Origin of the sequence: Leeuwenhoekiella blandensis MED217, from assembly GCF_000152985.1 — a bacterium.
GTDB lineage: Bacteria > Bacteroidota > Bacteroidia > Flavobacteriales > Flavobacteriaceae > Leeuwenhoekiella > Leeuwenhoekiella blandensis.
This window is the reverse complement of sequence record NZ_CH672395.1, coordinates 4,181,052-4,202,012: the sequence shown is the minus strand read 5'-3', so window position 1 is coordinate 4,202,012 and position 20,961 is coordinate 4,181,052. Positions and strand designations below refer to the sequence as shown.

15 protein-coding genes are annotated in these 20,961 nt (G+C 37.9%); 11 read left to right on the top strand and 4 right to left on the bottom strand.

Annotated elements, in window-relative coordinates:
• Nucleotides 1-147 precede the first annotated feature (147 nt).
• Together lepA and MED217_RS19070 are read left to right on the top strand one after the other, a co-directional pair.
• The gene (gene lepA / locus MED217_RS18180) at nt 148-1,944 is read left to right on the top strand and encodes a translation elongation factor 4 (protein WP_009782033.1); all 1,797 of its coding nucleotides are present in this window, start codon (nt 148-150) and stop codon (nt 1,942-1,944) included.
• Complete coding sequence (locus MED217_RS19070; RefSeq protein ID WP_009782032.1) at nt 1,945-2,115, top strand: hypothetical protein; 171 nt, start codon at nt 1,945-1,947, stop codon at nt 2,113-2,115.
• Between the two features lie 39 nt (nt 2,116-2,154).
• Here MED217_RS19070 and MED217_RS18175 read toward each other — a convergent pair whose 3' ends face one another.
• Together MED217_RS18175 and MED217_RS18170 are read right to left on the bottom strand one after the other, a co-directional pair.
• Nucleotides 2,155-3,249, bottom strand: coding sequence for a Gfo/Idh/MocA family protein (locus MED217_RS18175; protein WP_009782031.1), 1,095 nt, complete (start codon nt 3,247-3,249; stop codon nt 2,155-2,157).
• Nucleotides 3,250-3,397: 148 nt separating this feature from the next.
• On the bottom strand, nt 3,398-5,278 hold the full coding sequence (locus tag MED217_RS18170; RefSeq protein ID WP_009782030.1) for a cation:proton antiporter: 1,881 nt from the start codon (nt 5,276-5,278) through the stop codon (nt 3,398-3,400).
• A gap of 294 nt (nt 5,279-5,572) precedes the next feature.
• Here MED217_RS18170 and MED217_RS18165 point away from each other — a divergent pair, with 294 nt between their 5' ends.
• From MED217_RS18165 to MED217_RS18135, 7 genes are all read left to right on the top strand, one after another.
• Entirely contained in the window at nt 5,573-6,430 is an 858-nt protein-coding gene (locus tag MED217_RS18165) for an MBL fold metallo-hydrolase (protein WP_009782029.1), read from the top strand.
• A 78-nt stretch (nt 6,431-6,508) separates the two neighbouring features.
• Entirely contained in the window at nt 6,509-8,167 is a 1,659-nt protein-coding gene (locus MED217_RS18160; protein ID WP_009782028.1) for a S8 family peptidase, read from the top strand.
• 6 nt (nt 8,168-8,173) lie between these two features.
• Nucleotides 8,174-10,018 carry a M1 family metallopeptidase gene (locus MED217_RS18155; RefSeq protein WP_009782027.1) on the top strand — a complete coding sequence of 615 codons (1,845 nt, stop codon included), beginning with the start codon at nt 8,174-8,176 and terminating at the stop codon, nt 10,016-10,018.
• A 123-nt stretch (nt 10,019-10,141) separates the two neighbouring features.
• A complete protein-coding gene (locus MED217_RS18150) occupies nt 10,142-12,712 on the top strand; it encodes a M1 family metallopeptidase (RefSeq protein ID WP_009782026.1) in 2,571 nt (856 codons plus the stop codon).
• Nucleotides 12,713-12,796: 84 nt separating this feature from the next.
• Nucleotides 12,797-13,192 carry a ribonuclease P protein component gene (gene rnpA, locus MED217_RS18145; protein ID WP_009782025.1) on the top strand — a complete coding sequence of 132 codons (396 nt, stop codon included), beginning with the start codon at nt 12,797-12,799 and terminating at the stop codon, nt 13,190-13,192.
• Nucleotides 13,193-13,243: 51 nt separating this feature from the next.
• Nucleotides 13,244-14,869, top strand: a complete 1,626-nt coding sequence (locus MED217_RS18140) for a S41 family peptidase (protein ID WP_009782024.1) — start codon at nt 13,244-13,246, stop codon at nt 14,867-14,869.
• A gap of 187 nt (nt 14,870-15,056) precedes the next feature.
• Nucleotides 15,057-15,434, top strand: a complete 378-nt coding sequence (locus MED217_RS18135) for a hypothetical protein (RefSeq protein WP_009782023.1) — start codon at nt 15,057-15,059, stop codon at nt 15,432-15,434.
• A gap of 46 nt (nt 15,435-15,480) precedes the next feature.
• On the opposite strand, the gene MED217_RS18130 is transcribed toward MED217_RS18135, so the two are convergent.
• Together MED217_RS18130 and MED217_RS18125 are read right to left on the bottom strand one after the other, a co-directional pair.
• Nucleotides 15,481-15,921 carry a GNAT family N-acetyltransferase gene (locus tag MED217_RS18130; RefSeq protein WP_009782022.1) on the bottom strand — a complete coding sequence of 147 codons (441 nt, stop codon included), beginning with the start codon at nt 15,919-15,921 and terminating at the stop codon, nt 15,481-15,483.
• A 5-nt stretch (nt 15,922-15,926) separates the two neighbouring features.
• A complete protein-coding gene (locus MED217_RS18125) occupies nt 15,927-16,841 on the bottom strand; it encodes a cation diffusion facilitator family transporter (protein WP_009782021.1) in 915 nt (304 codons plus the stop codon).
• A 1,071-nt stretch (nt 16,842-17,912) separates the two neighbouring features.
• On the opposite strand from MED217_RS18125, the gene rnr reads away from it, so the two are divergent.
• Together rnr and MED217_RS18115 are read left to right on the top strand one after the other, a co-directional pair.
• The gene (rnr, locus tag MED217_RS18120) at nt 17,913-20,117 is read left to right on the top strand and encodes a ribonuclease R (protein ID WP_009782019.1); all 2,205 of its coding nucleotides are present in this window, start codon (nt 17,913-17,915) and stop codon (nt 20,115-20,117) included.
• Nucleotides 20,118-20,177: 60 nt separating this feature from the next.
• Nucleotides 20,178-20,849 (top strand): head GIN domain-containing protein, encoded by a 672-nt coding sequence (locus MED217_RS18115; RefSeq protein ID WP_009782018.1) that lies wholly within the window; start codon nt 20,178-20,180, stop codon nt 20,847-20,849.
• The last annotated feature ends 112 nt before the right edge of the window (nt 20,850-20,961 follow it).

Below are 20,961 nucleotides of genomic sequence, written 5' to 3'. Positions count from 1 at the left end.
TTCAAATTCAAGATAAGCCGCGGAGTATTAAACCCTTTGGCAGTGCCTATAAAATCAATCGAAATTTATTTATTAGAAAATGCATAACCTAAACTGTATATTTGCAGGCTAAAGTTCGCTTACTGCGAACATTGATGAAGAACGTCTATGAAGAACATTCGCAATTTTTGCATTATCGCTCATATTGATCACGGTAAAAGTACCCTGGCAGATCGCTTGTTAGATTTTACAGGATCTGTTACAGACCGTGAAAAACAAGAGCAACTATTAGATAATATGGATCTGGAGCGTGAGCGTGGTATTACCATTAAATCGCACGCCATCCAGATGAATTATATACACAACGGTGAGCCGTTTATCTTAAATCTTATTGACACTCCGGGTCACGTAGATTTCTCTTATGAGGTTTCTAGAAGTATAGCGGCCTGTGAAGGAGCCTTACTTGTGGTTGATGCTGCTCAAAGTATACAAGCACAGACCATTTCTAACTTGTATCTGGCCTTAGAGAATGATCTTGAAATCATTCCGGTATTGAATAAAGTAGATTTACCCAGTGCAAATCCTGAAGAGGTTACAGACGATATTGTTGACCTTTTAGGTTGTGATGCTTCAGAGGTGATCCCTGCCAGTGCAAAAACAGGAATTGGAATTCAGGAAATTTTAGACGCGATTATTACGCGTATTCCGGCGCCAAAAGGAAATCCGGACGAACCATTACAAGCACTTATTTTTGATTCGGTTTATAATCCGTTTAGAGGTGTTGAAACCTATTTTAGAGTTATCAATGGGGAGATCACAAAGGGTCAGCATATTAAGTTTATGGCTACCGGCAAAACGTACTATGCAGATGAAGTAGGAACGCTTAACCTGAAACAATCTCCTAAAAAAGTAATCAAAACCGGTGATGTAGGCTATTTAATTACCGGAATTAAGGAGGCTAAAGAAGTAAAAGTTGGGGATACCATTACCGATGCCAAGAACCCAACAACTAATATGATCTCTGGTTTTGAGGATGTAAAACCTATGGTTTTTGCCGGAATCTATCCTGTAGATACCGAAGATTATGAAGACCTTCGTTCTTCTATGGAAAAACTTCAGCTTAATGATGCTTCTCTTGTTTTTCAGCCGGAAAGTTCTGCCGCTTTAGGTTTTGGTTTTCGATGTGGGTTCTTAGGAATGTTGCACTTAGAGATCATTCAGGAACGTTTAGAGCGTGAGTTTGATATGACCGTTATTACTACAGTTCCTAACGTTTCTTACTTAGCATATACGATCAAAGATAAGGAAACACCTATACTGGTCAACAATCCTTCAGACCTTCCTGATCCTGCGGGAATGGATCGTGTTGAAGAACCATTTATTAAAGCTTCGATCATTACCAAAGCTGATTTTGTAGGACCGGTAATGTCATTGTGTATCGAAAAACGCGGTCAAATTACCAATCAAACCTATTTAACGCCTGAGCGTGTAGAGTTGAGTTTTGATATGCCGCTTGCAGAGATCGTTTTTGACTTCTACGACCGTCTTAAAACAGTATCTAAAGGCTATGCTTCCTTTGATTATGCACCTATAGGAATGCGTGCTTCACATCTGGTTAAAGTAGATGTTTTATTAAACGGAAATACCGTAGATGCACTTTCTGCTTTGCTGCATAAAGACAATGCTTACGATATAGGTAAAAAGATGTGTGAGAAGCTCAAAGAGCTTATTCCGCGTCAGCAGTTTGATATTCCTATTCAGGCTGCGATTGGTGCAAAGATCATCGCCAGAGAGACTGTAAAAGCGCTTCGTAAAGACGTTACTGCAAAATGTTATGGTGGAGATATCTCACGTAAGCGAAAACTTCTTGAAAAGCAGAAAAAAGGTAAAAAGCGTATGCGTCAGGTAGGTAATGTGGAAATTCCTCAGGAAGCATTTATGGCGGTACTGAAACTTAACGACTAGATGAAACGCATACAGTTTATAGGTTTAGCTTTGATCATCATCTGCGGAATGATCAGTCAATATACAAACGCCACACAAAATCAATTTATGGTGTGGTTGCTAGCCCTAGGCGCTGTCGCCGGAATCCTGATGGTAATCTCCGATTATTTTACTTCCAAAGAGAAAAAATAACGTATCAAAAAACCTCGCATAAATTGCGAGGTTTTTTGTTTAATACTGTTTTAAAACTATTCTTTCACCCTCATTTCGGCCTGAGGCCAAAGCAGCTTCAACAATTTGTATATCGCGTAAACCTTCGATACCCGGAGCGATTATTGGCTTGTCGTTCAATATCGCAAGCGCATCATCATCCATCTGGATTGCTTGTTGATTACAATCACAAGGATTTAAATATTTTCCATCGCTGGTGCTTCCGCTTACGCCATTATAGCTTTGAAAAGGAGCCAACTCATAGTTTCCGTCTGCACAATCTACTTTGAGAAAGTTAACATTATCTGCATAAGTCACGCGCCCTTTAGCCTTTATTCCGTTAGGAAATTCAAGATCAAAATAAGTGATTTCCGGAGCTCCGTTTAAAAATAAATCGGGTCTTTGTGTCTCGTGTGAGGCAGTGAGTGAGATAGGCTCTAATCCCGTAGCGTATCGCATAGCGTTGATAGGATAAACACCCATGTCATAAATAGCGCCGCCACCTTTGGCTCCATTTAAACGCCAACCGCCCGAAGCTCCAATTCTAAAACCTGCTTCGGTATGAACGCGCTGTAATGCCCCATACGGATTGGTTTTTGCCCAATTGATTATGGTTTGGGTGTTTTTTTCATGTTGCATACGATAACCTATCGCAAGGCGCACATTATTCTTCTCACAAGCGTCTATGATTTCTTGACACTCACTTACGGTCATCGCCATTGGTTTTTCACAAAACACGTGCTTACCCGCATTTGCAGCCATCACTGCAAATTTTTTATGCAAAAAAGTAGGAGTAACGATGTACACCACATCTATGTCGTTATTATTGGCAATTTCAGGGAGCGTTTCATAACTATAAACATTTTGATCTTTGATCCCGTATTTCTCTTGCCAGACCGGTATTTTCTCAGGGCTTCCGGTTACAATCCCGCGTAATTCAATATGCTTGGTTTGCATAAGTGCGGGCGCCAGATTATTTGTAGCATAGCCACCTAATCCTAAGAGCGCAACTCCAAGTTTCTTTTGAGGTTTAGCGTGAGCAAAATAGGGAAGTGGTAAGGTGCTCGCGGCAAGAGCTAGTCCGGTATTTTTTAGAAAGCTGCGTCTATTATTCATAAGCTTGTTTTGTAGAAAGTTACTCAACAATCACATATCAAATTCTTAAAACTGAATTATTAATAAAATTTTAATAAGCTTAAAATCTGTTATTTGTAAAAAAAAGGGATTCATTAAAGAATCCCTTTTTAAAGCTTAAAGCGTGGTTTTATAAATCATCAGATTCAGGTTCTTCAACCTCTTTTTTTGCTATAGCAACTTCTTCGGGATCAAATGGTTTTCCTAAGTACACAAGTTTAGTATTGGTAAAATTCTCAACCTCTACCTCATCGAGATTAGACTTTAAAATCTCGAGTTCGCCAGATTCTTTCTTCAAGAAAATAGGCACAACGTTCTCATCTTCACGTGTGCTTTTTACCAGTTTTTCAAAAGCTTCTTTTGAATCAATATCAATCTCTTGAATGGTAGGATGTGCACGCGCAACTTCTGTAAGGCGAATGAAATCATCGGTAGGAGAGAAGAGTCCTTCATGAGGAGAAGACTGCGAACTTCTCATCTCATCGGGAGTGATGAGTCTAAAGGCTCCATTTTCTCCAAAAATATCTCTAAAACGGTTTATAGCATAATCATTAATGTCACCGTTACCGGTTAAAGCCATAAGATATCCTACGTCATTCAGTTCTATATTGTTCATCAAACTGTCTGAATAAATACTTTCTTCAATAGCTTCAAGACCGCGTTCTTTGGCTTTTTCAATATTATAACTGTTGCTGTCAACAAGTACGACGTGACGCCCATTTTGCATCAAGTATTCCCCAATGATACGAGAAGCTTTAGAAGCTCCTATGATCACAATACCTTTTGATTCCGTTAGGAAAACACCCACGATTTTTGCAAAAAGACGCGCGGTAGTTGCATTTAGTAACACGGTACCAAGCACGATCATAAATACCAAAGGAGTAATATATTCTGCTCCTTCAACACCTTCACTTACCAGCTGAAGTCCAAAAAGCGAAGCGATACCCGCAGCAACAATACCCCGTGGTCCTACCCAGCTTACAAAAAGCTTTTCGTTGAATTTTAAGCCTGAACCTTTAGCACTAAGAAAAACTCCTATAGGTCTTAATACAAAAACCACAACGGCAAAAAGCCACACGGCTTTCCAGGTATAAATTAAGTATAGGTCCTGCATTTCAATGTTTGCAGAAAGCAGAATAAACAGCAACGAAATCAAGAGCACACTAAGCGATTCTTTGAAATAAAGAAGCTCTTTGATGTTTGGTAATTTCATATTTCCCATTACCATACCCATGACTACCACAGAAAGTAATCCGCTCTCGTGCGCAAAAAGATCTGAAAGTACAAACACACCCAAAACGCAAGCGAGTGTGAACACATTTAATAAATAATGCGGAATGATATTACGCTTGATACTCAAAGCCAAAGCATGTGCAAATGTAAACCCGAACGTAAACCCAAAGAGCACAATTTTACCAAACTCCTCAAGGGCAGTCAGTGTAAATTCGCTTCCGGCACCCACGCTGATAAATTCAAAAACCAATACGGCTACCAAAGCCCCAATCGGATCGATAAGTATCCCTTCCCACTTAAGAATTGCTGAAATGTCCTTTTTTAAGGGAATATTACGCAAGATCGGTGTGATCACGGTGGGTCCCGTTACAATGATCAAGGCAGCAAATAAAAAGGAAATGCGCAGGCTTAGATCAAAAATATAGTAGGCTGCTGCACCTGCACCAAAAAAGGTTACCAGCGAACCAATAATGATCAGTTTTGTAATTACCGGACCTACATTTTTTATCTCGCTAAAGCGTAAGGTAAGTCCGCCTTCAAACAGAATGATCCCGATGGCAAGCGACACAAAATTAAAGAGCCGCTCTCCGGGAAAAATACCCACTTCCCCGTCCCAAATAGGTTCAATCCATTTAGAGCCGTCGTAAGTAAATAAAGTTGAAATAGGCCCCACAAAAAGCCCGATCAATATTAAGGGTAAGATTGCCGGTATCTTAAATTTCCAAGCTACCCATTGCGCCAAGATACCTAGAATGATGATTCCTCCCAGTTCTAACATGTATTCAATTTTTTGCTATGATACGGCTTTATTGTATGATACTAAAGCCGTCAAAAGCGATTCTTTGTTAAATATAGCTTAATTACTCGGGGCAAAAAATTTGATTTAACGTGGTTTTAGTATTTTGCAAGACTTTACTTGATAATCAAGAGTTAGATTATTTTGGCGGAAATACGTATACAAGTTCAGGAATTTATCTTCTGTTTTAATCCTATTGCTAACTATAGCCGCTTAAATGACTCAGCATTCTACGATAGAATGCTAATAAATTAAAACGTTCAAGATTTAAAATTTATGACGATACACGCAATAGATGCCGGCAGTTTTAAACTCGATGGCGGCGCTATGTTTGGTGTGGTTCCTAAAACCTTATGGACGCGCACAAATCCTGCAGACAGCAACAATATGATTGATATTGGTGCACGCTGTATGCTTATTGAAGAAGGCAATCGCCTGATTTTAATAGATACAGGAATGGGCGATAAACAAAGTGAAAAATTCTTCAGCTATTATCATCCTTGGGGAGGAGCAACACTTGAAAATTCACTTATACAAAAGGGTTTTCATCCTGATGATGTGACCGATGTTTTCCTGACGCATTTGCATTTTGACCATAGCGGTGGCTGTATCAAATGGGCAGAAGATGGTAAAACACCAATTCCTGTTTTTAAAAATGCTACTTACTGGAGCAACAAAGCGCATTGGGAATGGGCAACACAGCCCAACGCCAGAGAGAAAGCTTCCTTTTTAAAAGAAAACATTTTACCCATTGAAGAAAGTGGTCAATTAAAATTTGTTGAGAGACCTGATTCAGCTTTTGCTAAAACCTCAGCGCTTGATTTTGGTATCTTATTTGTTGATGGTCATACCGATAAGCAAATGATTCCACATATTACGTACAAAGGAAAAACCATAGTTTTTGCAGCAGATCTATTGCCTACAGCCGGTCATTTACCTTTACCGTATGTTATGGGATTTGATACCCGACCGCTGTTAACACTGAGCGAAAAAGAGAAATTTCTCAATGAAGCCGCAGATCAAAACTATTATTTATGGCTGCAACACGATGCTCATAATCCTGTAATTACGGTAAAGCATACCGAAAAAGGGGTTCGCTTAAACGAAAAATTTAATATTGCAGATATTCTTTAAAATTGAGGGTTTAAAGAATATATAATCACAATACCTCACACAAAGGCACAAAGCCAAAACATAAAATAACTCCTAAATATGAAAAAAACAGTTCTTGCAGCCTTGGGTGCTGCAATGCTTCTTTCTAGTTGTGACACCACAGCACCTTTAATCAGCATTCCTGCTGAAAACGTGGACCAACTTCCTTTAAAAATTTCAGAACTAAACGAATCTCAAGAAAAAAGTTGGCCTGCAAAAGACATTACTGCAGATACTATTCCCGGGATGAGTGTCGAAAAAACGTATAACGAGTTGATCAAAGGCACGGGATCTTCAGTCATTGTGGCTGTGATCGATAGTGGTGTAGACATTGAGCACGAAGATCTTGATGGTGTGATCTGGACCAATGAAGATGAAATTCCCGGTAACGGAATTGATGATGACAAGAATGGTTATATAGACGATGTACACGGTTGGAATTTCCTTGGAGATATCGTGAACGAGCAGCTTGAAAAAAGTAGAATTGTTCAAAAGTATGATGCTCAATTTAAGGGGAAAACTTTAGACCAAATTCCAGCTTCGCAAAAAGAACTTTTTAAAACCTATACCGAAGCTAAAAAGCAAGTAGAAACTGAAAAAGAAGAACTTCTGCAACAAAAAATGCAGTATGATCAGATCGTTGCTGCCGTAAAAAGTGCGCATACCGCAGTTTCTCAACGCTTAGGAAAAGAAGATTACACCGCTGAAGAACTTCAGGCACTTGAAGCGACTACCGAAATGGAACAGCGTAATAAAGCCATCTTAACGCAGATGTTGAATTATGAGGATACCATTCCAGAATTTTTGGTAATGATCAATGAGCAGTTAGAAAGTATGGCACAACGCCTAAACCATAACTATAATCTTGAAGGAAATTACAGAGCTGTTCTAGGTGATGATCCTGATGATATTAAAGATACAGACTACGGAAACAACAATGTGATGGGTCCTGATCCTGATGCCGCTACCCACGGAACACACGTAGCGGGTATTATTGCTGCAGAACGCAATAATGGGATAGGAATGGATGGCGTTGCTAATAATGTTGAAATTATGGTCGTTAGAGCCGTTCCTGACGGGGATGAGCGTGACAAAGATATCGCACTCGCTATTCGCTACGCGGTAGACAACGGTGCAAAAGTGATCAACACCAGCTTTGGTAAATATTTCGCATCAAATCCTGAGTGGGTTTATGATGCTATAAAATATGCTGCCAAAAAAGATGTTTTGATCGTAAATGCAGCCGGTAATGAAGGTATTGATCTGGACACGGGTGACACGGTTTACCCAAATGATCAGTTAGATAATGAAACTGAATTTGCCGATAACCTAATTTCTGTAGGTGCTTTAAATGAAACCTATGGCGGTAAACTTGTTGCCAGCTTTTCAAACTACGGTAAATCTAATGTAGACGTTTTTGCACCGGGAGTTCAGATTTATTCAACCATCCCGGGTAATGAATATGAATTCTTACAAGGAACTTCAATGGCTTCTCCAGAAGTTGCCGGAGTTGCAGCAATGTTGCGTTCATACTACCCACAATTTAGCGCTGCTCAGATCAAAAAGATCATTATGCAAACCGGTGTAAGTACAAACATTCAGGTATCTGCAGGTGGCGATCCAGAAAACGTAAAATCATTTTCTCAGCTTTCAAAATCAGGTAAAATGGTTAATATGTACAACGCCTTTAAAATGGCTGAATTATCAAGTAAAAACTAATTATTTATGAAGCTAAAAGCATTTTTAAGTCTTTCCTTTTTTAGTGTTTTCGCATTGGCGCAAGCACAAAACAATACTTCTTACTGGCAACAACACGTTGACTACACGATGGAAGTTGATATGAATGTTGAAGATTATAATTACACCGGTAAACAAGAACTGGTGTATACAAACAATTCTCCAGATACTTTAACACAGGTATTTTATCATCTTTATTTTAATGCGTTTCAACCGGGAAGCGAGATGGATGTACGCTCGTTAAACATCAAAGATCCAGATCGTCGTGTTGTAGATCGCATTTCAAAATTAGAGCCTGAAGAAGAAGGCTTTTTAAAAGTAAATGCACTTTCTCAAGATGGAACCGCTTTGAGCTATAATGTTGCAGGGACCGTTCTTGAAGTGAATCTGGCGCAACCTATTGCTCCGGGAGCAAGCACCACGTTTAATATGGATTTTAACGGGCAAGTGCCTATTCAAATTAGAAGAAGCGGTCGTAACAGTGCCGAAGGTGTAGCGCTTTCTATGACGCAGTGGTATCCTAAATTAGCAGAATATGACTTTGAAGGATGGCACGCAGATCCTTACATCGCACGTGAATTTCACGGGGTTTGGGGAGATTTTGATGTAAAAATCACTATCGATGCAGACTATACCATTGGAGGTACAGGATATCTTCAAAATCCTGAAATTGGTCACGGGTATGGCGAACCTAATCAAAAGGCAATTAAGCCTACAAAAGGAAAATATACCTGGCATTTTGTAGCACCTAACGTGCACGATTTTACCTGGGCTGCAGATCCTGAATACATTCACGACAAGCTTACTGCAGAAGATGGTACCGTGCTTCATTTCTTCTATAAAAATGACGAAGAGATCATTGAGAACTGGAAGAAATTACAGCCTAAAACAGCCGAGCTTTTAGCCTATTACAATGAGCATATTGGCCAGTATCCATACGATCAATATTCAGTGATACAAGGTGGTGACGGCGGTATGGAGTATGCGATGTGTACATTGATCACCGGCGGAAGAAATTTTGGTAGCCTGGTAGGCGTTACAGCACACGAATTTGCACATACATGGTTTCAGTTTTTAATGGCAACCAATGAGCAAAAACACGAGTGGATGGACGAAGGTTTTACTTCTTACATTTCTAGCGAAGCCGAAAATGTAATTTTGAATGAAGAAAAACCTAATCCACAAGCAGGTAGTTATTCTTCCTATTTCAGATTGGCTAAAAGCGGTTTTGAACAACCACAAACCACTTATGCAGATCGTTATGCATTAAATGCTGCATATGGCGCTTCAGCATATTCTAAAGGAGCTGTTTTTCTTGCACAATTAGGATACATCATAGGGAAAGAAAACCTTGATGAAACTTTGAAAAAGTACTACGATGAATGGCACTTTAAACATCCTACGCCTAATGATTTTAAACGCATAGCAGAAAAAGTAAGCGGCATGCAACTAGACTGGTACCTTGTAGACTGGACGCAGACCACCAATACGATCGATTATGCGATTAAAGAGGTTAAAGAGGTAGATGGTAAAACCGAAGTTACTCTTGAGCGTAAAGGCTTGATGCCAATGCCTGTTGATTTTTATATCAATACAGCAGATGGTACTAACGAAGCATATTACATCCCATTACGTATGATGCGTGCTGAGAAAGCAAATCCGTTTCCTGATATGAAACGTACACAGCTAGAAGACTGGCCTTGGGCATTCCCAACCTATACGTTGACGATAGACAAGCCTCTTTCTGAAATTAACGCCATGACGATCGACGCACAACAGTTGATGGCAGATATAGACCGAAGCAACAACAGCTGGTCTAAAGACGCAGAATAATTTTAGAATACACTTATTTTAAAAAGCCGTTTTCACATTTGAAAACGGCTTTTTTTATTTTATGTAACCCGCGTATACCCGCTTTTACCGATATTTAAGACTTCAAAAATCCATATTCCCTAAATGAAGCTACGTATTCTCCTCGCTGTACTTGTTTTTAATTTATTTTCTTGCCAGAACACTTCAAAAAAACCCGACTTACTCAGCCCAGGTATTTCAAAAGAATTGGCCGATTTTAGAAAAGAGCAACTCAGTGAGATTGTTTACAACTTAGACTTTGCTATTCCAGAAAAATTAGAAGATTCAATTCCTGCAGTATTGCTTTTAGAAGTGACCATTGACAATCATTTAAAACCACTATATCTGGATTTTAATGTGCCAGAAGGTCACGTCAAAAACGTCATCGCTAACCGAAAGGAAATCACTATTCATCACGAGCAAGAACATTTGATCATTCCTTCAGCGCATTTAAAACGAGGCGCCAATACCTTTGAAATTGATTTTATTGCCGGCGAACAATCGCTTAATCGTAATGAAGAATTTTTATACACGCTCTTGGTTCCCGATCGTGCCAGCACTTTGTTTCCGGTTTTTGATCAGCCCAATTTAAAAGCGCTTTATAATTTAACAATTACTGCTCATAAAGATTGGAAAGTTCTTGCAGGAGCTCCAGAGATCAGTACCGAAACAACAGGTGCGTACACCACGCATAAATTTGGAACTTCAGATAAAATGAGTTCGTATTTATTTTCTTTTGTCGCGGGAAAATTCAGCGAAGTCGAGCAGAATTCAGTAGCATTTCCTATGACGTTGCTCTACCGCGAGACTGACAGTGCTAAAATAACATCAAGCCTCGATCCTATTTTTGAATTGCACGCTGGTGCAGTAGATTATTTAGAAGAGTACACTGCATATCCTTTTCCATTTCAAAAACTTGATTTTGCTGCGATTCCTATTTTTCAATATGGCGGAATGGAGCATGTGGGCGCTATTCAATATCGGGAATCTACTTTGTTTCTAGATCAAACCGCTACTGAAAGTCAGTTGTTGAGCAGAGCTAAACTTATCGCACATGAAACATCGCATATGTGGTTTGGCGATCTGGTTACTATGAACTGGTTTAATGATGTTTGGATGAAAGAGGTTTTTGCCAATTTTATGGCAGATAAGATCGTAAATCCGGCGTTTCCTGAAGTCAACCACGACTTGCTGTTTGTATTGAGTCATTATCCCAGTGCGTATGCAGAAGATCGTACCCAAGGTGCAAACCCCATCAGGCAAAATCTAGACAACCTCAAAAATGCAGGTTCGTTATACGGAAATATCATTTACCACAAGGCGCCCATTATGATGCGCCAGCTCGAGCTTGCCACCGGTAAAAAAGCCTTTCAAGAAGGAATTCAAGAGTATATAAAAACGTATGCAAACGATAATGCGGTGTGGAACGATCTTGTTTCTATTTTAGATTCTAAAACCGAAATTGATCTTAAGCAATGGAGCGAGGTTTGGGTAAACCAGAGCAGTCGTCCCGTTTTTTCTGAAGAAGTAACTTATGACTCTAATGGTGCGATTAAAAAACTTCAGCTTACTCAAAATGCTGAAGATGGAAGTGCTAAAATCTGGCCGCAAACCTTCAAAATAGGATTGGTTTATTCAGATTCAACACACGTGATCACCGCCGCTATTATTGATGAAGAGTTAGTTTTAGAAGAAGCAACAGGACTCCCAAAACCTCAACAGATCATTTACAACTATGACAGCATGGGCTACGGAATTTTTCCGCAGCAAGAAAGCGTTTTACAAAGCATTGCTCAAATACCTGACGCGGTAGCTCGGGGTTACAGTTATATCAACACGCACGAAAATCTTTTAAATGCCGGTCTTGATCCTATGTCGGTTTTTGAATTGTACAAAGAGGGATTAACCACCGAAGAAAATGCGTTGATCTTACGCCGCATAAGCGGTCAAACCCAAAATTTATTTTGGACCTATCTCAGCGATATGCAACGGGAATCGCATCAGCAAGAATTAGAAGATCTGGTTTATGCACAACTGCAAAAAGACCTTCCTGCAACGATCAAAAAAACACTTTTTGGGCTGTTTGAGTCCATCGCATATTCCGAATCTGGAAAAAAACGTTTGTATGCGATCTGGAATAAAGAGACCAAAATTGATGCTCTTAAACTCAATGAAGATGATTACACAGGAATGGCGATGCAACTTGCGTTATTTGGTCATCATAAAACTGAAGAAATCCTTCAAAAAGCAGCAAGCCAAATTTCAAATCCAGATAAAAAAAGACGCTTTCAATATTTGCAACCTGCACTAGCCGCAGATGAACGTACAAGAGATGCTTTTATGAGCGATTTAAAAGAGGCTAAGAACAGAGAGAAGGAATCTTGGGTACTTTCAGCACTTGGCTATATCAATCATCCACTACGCCAAGAAAGCGGCGTAAAACACCTTAAAATGTCTTTAGAACTGCTTGAGGAAATTCAGTTAACCGGTGATATTTTCTTTCCTAAAAATTGGTTGAATGCAACGATAGGACGTTATACATCTGAAGAAGCTTATCAAATTAGAGAAACATTCCTGGAGGCAAACCCGGATTTAAACCAAGTGTTGAAAAACAAATTATATCAAGCTACAGATGATCTTGATCGCTTGCATCGCCGGCGTTCAAAGATCAAATAACAGATCTAAACAAGGCTGCAAAAAACGCACACCAAAGAAGTATGCTATCTTTACAGCTCAAAACGGTTGGCCAAGGGCAAAATAATGAAGCAGACTTTTCCTAAAAAAGAACATCTAAAACGCAAGAAAATTCTTGACAAGCTCTTTGCTGAAAAGAATAAAATAAGTGCTTATCCGCTGTTATTATTTTATGTGGAAACCAGCTTGCCTGAAGAAGAGGTGCAAATTCAGGCCGGAGTTTCGGTAGCCAAGCGCAACCACAAACTTGCCGTTATCCGAAACCGTATAAAACGCTTAATGCGCGAAGTTTATCGAAAAAATAAGACGCAGTTTCAAACAAATGACAAGACTTATGCGTTTATGTTTATCTATACTGGTCGAGAAGTACCCGTAATTGACGAACTTGAAAAGGCGATGGTGAAACTAATTACCAAATTCAATACAAAGGTAACCTCTGAAAATCAAAATACTCCACTTTAAATTTGGTAGCATTCTTAGTATCTTTCAAAAGAATACCTAAAAAGAAATCTTATGAAAAAGCGCATACTCATCTCAGCAACGGCAGTCGTTATTCTTTTTACGACCGTAAGTTTTAAAAGTGACTTTTTTGAAATAGCTAAACAGATCGAAATCTTTACCACGCTGTTTAAAGAACTCAACATGAATTATGTTGATGAGGTGAATCCCGGCCAGTTGATGGATAGCGCGATTGAAGGAATGCTGGCAGATCTTGACCCGTACACCAAATACTGGACAGAGCAAGAAGTAGAAGATGCACGCATAAGCAATAGCGGTGAGTATACCGGTATTGGCGCTTCGGTATTAACACGCAATAAAACCATAACGATTCTTGAAGCATATAAAGATTATCCCGCAGATAAAGCAGGATTACAAGCAGGGGATGAGTTGGTAAAAATCGGAGATATCAACATCGCAGATTTTGAAGAAGATGCCGGTGATTTGTTACAAGGCGCTCCGGGAACCAGTATTCCTATTACCTATAAACGCCAGGGAAAATTACAAACTACGAGTCTTAAAAGAGAAGAGATAGACATCAAAGCAGTACCTTTTTACACCTTGATCGACGGGTCTATAGGGTATGTAGTCCTCTCTAAATTCAATAAAAAAGCATCTTCAGAAACCAAAGCGGCTGTTGAAGATCTGAAAGCACAAGGTGCAACTTCGATCATACTTGATTTAAGAGGAAATCCGGGTGGTTTATTAACCGAAGCCATTAATGTGAGTAATTTATTTCTTCCGAAGGGAAAATTGATCACAAACACCAAATCGGTAATTGAAAAATACAATCAGGAATATTACACCCGTAATGAACCTTTTGATACCGAAATCCCGGTGGCTGTTCTCATAAATGGTCGTAGCGCTTCTGCAAGTGAGATCGTTTCTGGTTCGCTACAAGATTACGACAGAGCTGTTATTATTGGCGCGCGTAGTTTTGGAAAAGGGCTCGTACAACGCCCTAAAGAACTTACGTATGGGACGCAGTTAAAAATCACTATTTCGCGCTACTATACCCCAAGTGGTCGTTGTATACAAGCACTTGATTATTGGAATCGGGATGAGCAAGGTAATGCGGTGCGTACCAATGCCGCAGATTACAACGAATTTGAAACCAGTACCGGAAGAAAAGTTTACGATGGCGGTGGAATTTTGCCGGATATTCAAGTAGAATCTGCCGAAATGAGTGCTATTACTGAAGCTTTACTGCGCGATCAGGCTATTTTTGATTTTGCTACAGATTACTTTTATAAGCACGATTATGAATCGCTTGACAACTTTAAATTTACAAATGCTGATTATACTGACTTTAAAAAGTTTTTGGATGCGCAAGGTTTTGAATATCAAACGCAAACCGAAAAAGAACTTGAAGAAGTATTTCTAGATGCCTCAAAAGACAATTTACAGGACGCGATAAGCAGCGATTATGCAAATTTGATGCGAACTATTGACAACGCTAAAGAAGCGCAATTGAATACGCGAGAACGCGAAATTTCAAAGTTGATTATTGACGAACTTATCAAACGCTATTTTTATCGAGAAGGCTTGTATGAATATCAGATCACGCATAACGAAGAGCTAGAAGAAGCCAAGAAGATTTTAAAAGATGCTCCTAAGTATCGTAAAATCTTAAACAGATAAACAAGGCTGATTTTTTAAACTAGACATAATCTGTTGATTTTTAAACTAATCCATAATTAACCAGAAGATTCTAAATTCCTGTGTTTTATTTATAAAATAGCATAGAATATAAGTATTTTAACGTTGTAAATCAGCTCTTTAACTTAATTTTAATAGTAATTTAAAGTCTATCTCTTATGTTATATATATGATAACTATAGATAAGGATACTGATAAGAACACAGAAATTTTAGGAACAGCGATAAGCTATTTAGAAGACAGAGGATTTGAGAATATCAAAGCAGATACAGAAGGATTTGAGTCTCCTAAATCGTATATCAGACGCGGAAGCGAAGTATCGATCACACCAGATATTGTAGCAGAACGCGATGGCGAAAAACATATTTTTGAACTGAGTTTAAAATCTAAAAAACCCAGATTATTAAAATCTAAATGGTTATTTCTGGATACCTTGAGTTCGATGAAAAATTTTAAGTTTAAAATTTTTACAACTCGTGGTCATTATAAATTTACTGATGATACCTTGAATAGTATCAATTTAGATAAAACACCGGTTAAGATTTAAATTTTAGTTATACAGTATTAAAAAAAGCCGCTTCTCGCGGCTTTTTTTAGTTTTTAATCATTTTTATATGCGGAATATCATCTTCAAGATAAGCTTCACCTACTTCATAAAAACCAAGATCATTATAGAATTTCTTTAAATAGGTTTGCGCAGATAATTCAATTTTATCTTGTTTAAACTCCTTTTCTATAAAGGCAATTGAGGCATTCATAATATCCTTACCAAAACCGTATTTACGGGCATTTTCCTTAACAATTACTCTACCAATACTTGCATTTTCAAAATAATCACCGGGTTTAAAAACTCGGGTATAGGCAACCAGTTGATGATCTTGATAGCCTAGAACGTGTAGTGCTTTTTTATCTTTACCATCTACATCTTGATACGGGCAGTTTTGTTCTACCACAAATACTTCAGCACGCAGTTGGAGCAATTCATATAAACTATAAAGAGTAAGTTCATCAAAAGCTAAAATTTTAATTTCCATAGGGATTAGTCTTGAACAACAATTTCTTTAGCATCATCCTTATCATATTCTGGTTGTATGTTAATATGATTGATGCCATAATGCATCGCAATATGCTCAATTTCTAAGAGAATTGCGTCAAAAGCACTTAGTTTAATATCGTTTTTCAAATCAATATGCGCCTCAAGATGTACTTCGTCATCATTAAGTTGCCAGATGTGTATGTGATGAATGTTTTTGATCGCATCTAACTGTTTAACCTCTTTTATGAGATCATCAATTTCAAGATCTTCTGGAGAAAAAAGCATCAGTACTTTAAAGGAAGATTTTAATAAACCGTATCCCATAACAATTAGATAAATACTTATCGCTAATGTTAACAAGCTGTCTATCCAGTAAATTTTAAAAAAATACATCAAAATACCACCAACCAACACTGCTACAGAAGCCATCATATCGGTTAATAAATGAAGATAAGCCGAGCGCATATTCATATTGCCTTTACTGTCCTTTTGTAAAAGCAAAACACTCAACCCATTAGCTACGATACCTAAAACGGCCAACCAAATTACAAGATCAGATGCAATAGCTTGTGGATTTAAAAATCGTTCAACGGCTTCTTTCATAAGAAGTACTGCGATCACGATAAGCGTGGCGGCATTCACAAACGCAGCGATGATCTCTGCACGTTTATACCCAAAAGTTTTATGGGTAGAAGCTTCCTTTTTTGAATAGCGCTGTGCGATATAGCTTATGATCAAGGAGATCACATCACTAAGGTTATGAACAGCGTCTGACAAAAGTGCTAAACTCCCGGAAATCAAGCCTCCTATGATTTGTGCCAGAGTTATTAACACGTTTAATCCTATACTAATTAAGAGGTTTCGGCCTTTTAAATCTGCTGCATGCGTATGATCGTGATGATGGTGCGCGTGTCCCATTTATAACAATTAAAAAACATGTTTAAAGTTACAAAATAGCGACACGTTCAATTTTATACTTATCCATAATAAAATCTCATTTTCAACGAGTTAACATATAGTTAACATGCTTGTTTATAAGTTGTCGTCAAAAATGTAAAATGAAAATTGCTTTATTCAGAAAAAATTACAAAGCAGTTCATGGGTAATATCATGCAAGAAAATTTTATGGATTTTTCTTTTCCGTTTATGAGCAAAATAAAACGTCATTTTTAATAAATGTTGATAACGACTTATTCAAAAAAACCTGATAATTAAGGTTATCAACATTTGTTAATAGCGTTTTATAAGCACTTATAAATCAAGTAAAATTTATGCTAAAAACTCTTGAATAACCCGTTAATATCTACCCATAAATTAAAAACCAAATTTTAAATACCTAAAGTTATACCGCTATTAACAAGCTATAATAACAAACAGTTTTAATTTAAATTTTAAAAAAGAAAAATGATATATATGTATACTGTTGAAAACTGTTTTTAAGCTTTGATTTTTAGAGATCCTATTTTTCAAATTTGAAAGGAAAAGATTAAAGTAAGACTCAGCGTAGTGTATTCTTTGATGATATCAATAAACTACCTCAGGGCAAACCCTTGAGAAATCGCTTGGAAACGAATTTTCAATTTTGAGCCAAGCTTCGGAGTATTAAACCCATTGGCGGTGCCAATAAAAAAAAGGAACCCGTTAAGAGTCCCTTTTAATTTTTAAAAATGATTATCTTATTAAAATATTGAATTGACGTAGGAGAGTACTGCTACAAATCCCAGAATAAAAATGCCTATAAAAAGAAAGGCTATTCGGTATCTTTTCAATTTAAACGTTTTCATGACGAAAAAGTTTTGATTAATGAATAGAATAAAATTAAGATTTATTTAACAAAAACAAAGTTTTTAAAATTAAATCTTAATTACCCTAGTGTTAAATGTCTATTTATTTGATTATGAAATACTAAGATTAACTAAAACTTCACGTCTTGAAACCTTTTGTTTTAGCGATTAACGCTAATTTTGCAGTAATTAATAAAAGCATTTAATGCCAAAGAAAAAACGTAGAAGAAATTCAAATTCCAAAATCGGGAACCTCACACAAAAAATACTTAAGATATTAAAACGAGAACCCGGTAAATCTTTTAATCACAAGCAAATCGCGGCCAAACTTCAGGTCGATGATCCCAACAGTCGCAATCAAATCGTTAAGGAACTCGCTCAACTCAAAGCAAAAAAGCACATTGAGGAACAAGATCGAGGTAAGTATAGCTTCAATGCGACTTCTCATTATCATACAGGAAAACTAGATGCGACCTCACGAGGTGACGGCTATGTTGTGGTAGATGGGATGGAACAAGATATTTATATTCCAAAAAATAATATGAATAAGGCCTTGCACGGCGATACGGTAAAAGTATATGTCTACAAGCAACGCCGAAGCAAAAAGCATGAAGGGGAAATCGTTGAGATCCTTGAGCGAAAAACCGATGAATTTGTTGGTGTAGTGCAGATGCAAAAGAATTTTGCCTTTGTAAATACTTCCGCAGAAGGAAAGATGCGTACCGATATTTTTGTTCCGAAGAATAAATTGAACGGAGCTCAAGACGGTGAAAAGGTACTTGTTAAGATTGAAGACTGGCCGGAAAAGGCCGATTCTCCTTTTGGTAAGATCATTAAAGTTCTTGGCTTGCCAGGAGAACATAATACAGAGATTCATTCTATTCTTGCACAATATGGTTTACCGCACGATTTTCCTAATGAGGTTGAAGCCTATGCCAATACTATTGATACGAGTATAAAACCAGAGGAGATCGCTAAACGTCGCGATATGCGGGATGTTCTTACATTTACGATAGATCCTAAGGATGCAAAAGATTTTGATGATGCGTTGAGTTTTCAGGTTTTAGAAAATGGAAACTATGAAGTAGGAATTCACATCGCAGATGTTTCGCATTATGTTGTACCGGGAACCATTCTGGATGAAGAAGCGTATGAACGGGCAACTTCGGTGTATTTGGTAGATCGCGTGGTGCCTATGCTCCCTGAGGTTTTATCAAATAATGCCTGTTCGTTGAGACCTAATGAAGAGAAATATACCTTTTCCGCAGTATTTGAATTAGACAAATCTTCGGGTAAAGTGAAAAAGCAATGGTTTGGGCGCACAGTAACCTATAGTGATGCGCGATTTGCGTATGAAGAAGCGCAACAAATTATAGAAACCAGAGAAGGATTAATTCCGGAAGACATTTCACTTACCGGAAAGTCATATAACGTAGATCCTGCAATTGTAAATGCAACTTTAGAGTTAGACAGAATCGCAAAAATTATGCGTAGACAACGCATGAAAGATGGAGCGATTTCTTTTGACAAAGTCGAAGTAAAATTTGAACTCGATCAAGAAAATGATCCGGTTGGAGTTTTCTTTAAATCTTCAAAAGATGCTAACAAGCTAATTGAAGAATTTATGCTCTTGGCCAATAGAAAAGTTGCAGAATTTATTGGTAAGCAATCACCAAAGAAAACATTTGTTTATCGTATTCACGACGAACCAAACGATGAGAAGCTGGCAGCTTTGCAAACTATCGCAGGACGTTTTGGTTATAAAATGAATCTTAAAGATCGAAAAAGTACCACTGCTTCTTTAAATAACCTTCTTACTGATGTTGTTGGTAAAAAAGAACAAAACCTGATAGACACACTTGCTATACGTACGATGAGTAAAGCGGTGTATAGTACAGAAAATATTGGGCACTATGGGTTGGCTTTTGATTATTATACCCATTTTACTTCGCCAATACGCCGTTATCCTGATGTAATGGTACATCGACTTTTACAACATTATTTAGATCAAGGTAAATCTGCTTCAGAAGAAGAATATGAATCGAAGTGTAAACACAGTAGCGATATGGAATATCTGGCTACCAGTGCAGAACGTGATTCTATCAAATACATGCAAGTGAAGTTTATGCAAGATCATAAAGATGAAACCTTCTTGGGTGTTATTTCCGGAGTTACCGAATGGGGAATTTATGTAGAGATCGTAGACAATAAATGTGAGGGAATGATTCGTTTACGAGATATTAAAGGCGATCATTTTGATTTTGATCAGGAGAAATACGCTATTGTAGGTCGTAAAACCGGAGCCACGATCACGCTTGGCGATGAGGTTTATGTAAAAGTAAAAGAAGCAGATCTTGTTAAAAAGCACCTTGATTTTACTTTGGTTGAAGTTAAAGAGGCGATTCAATAAAGGGCTTACTGTAACAAATCAAAAAGCGATTGGTCTTTTAAATACGAAAAATCAATTCTTATGAAAAAACTAATCATGGCAGTTCTATTGGTAACTGCAGGTGCAACTTTTGCACAAGACAATACCAAAGATGTAGGCGATTTTACCGAAGTAAAAGTTTTTGACCGCATGCGCGTCAATCTTATCAAAGACTCAGAAAATAAAGTTTACCTTAAAGGAAAGGATACAGAATACATTGAACTTGTTAATAAAGATGGCGTTTTAAAAATACGTATGGATTTTGACAAGATCTTTGATGGAAATGAGACTTTTGTAGAAGTGCATTATAATGATCTAAAAGTGATTGATGGTAATGAAGGTGCAGAGATTGTGGTAAACGAATTGCTTGAACAGCCTAAGATCGAGATTAGAGTGCAAGAAGGTGCTCAAGTTACTGCAGGTTTAAAAGTTGAAAATGCTGAAATGCGTGCCGTTACCGGCGGAATTATCACCGCAAGCGGAAGCGCTATCAATCAAAATGTTGAAGTTAATACTGGTGGAGTCTTTGAAGGAAAATCTCTTGAAACCACTGATACCAAGATACGTATTCAGGCTGGGGGAGAAGCTGATATTTTTGCACGAAGAACCGCAGAGGTTAAGATCAGAGCCGGTGGTGATGTAGATGTTTACGGCAACCCAACCGAATTGATCAAAAACAAGTTTATAGGAGGTCGCGTGCGGGTGATGGAGTAATTTGATTCAATTTCGTTACTTTTGTGAGTATAGACTTTTGGTTTTCAAAAGTGAGCATCTTAATCTAATTATTCTAAGAATAATTTTTTTCTGAACTTTCAGAAATTCAAGA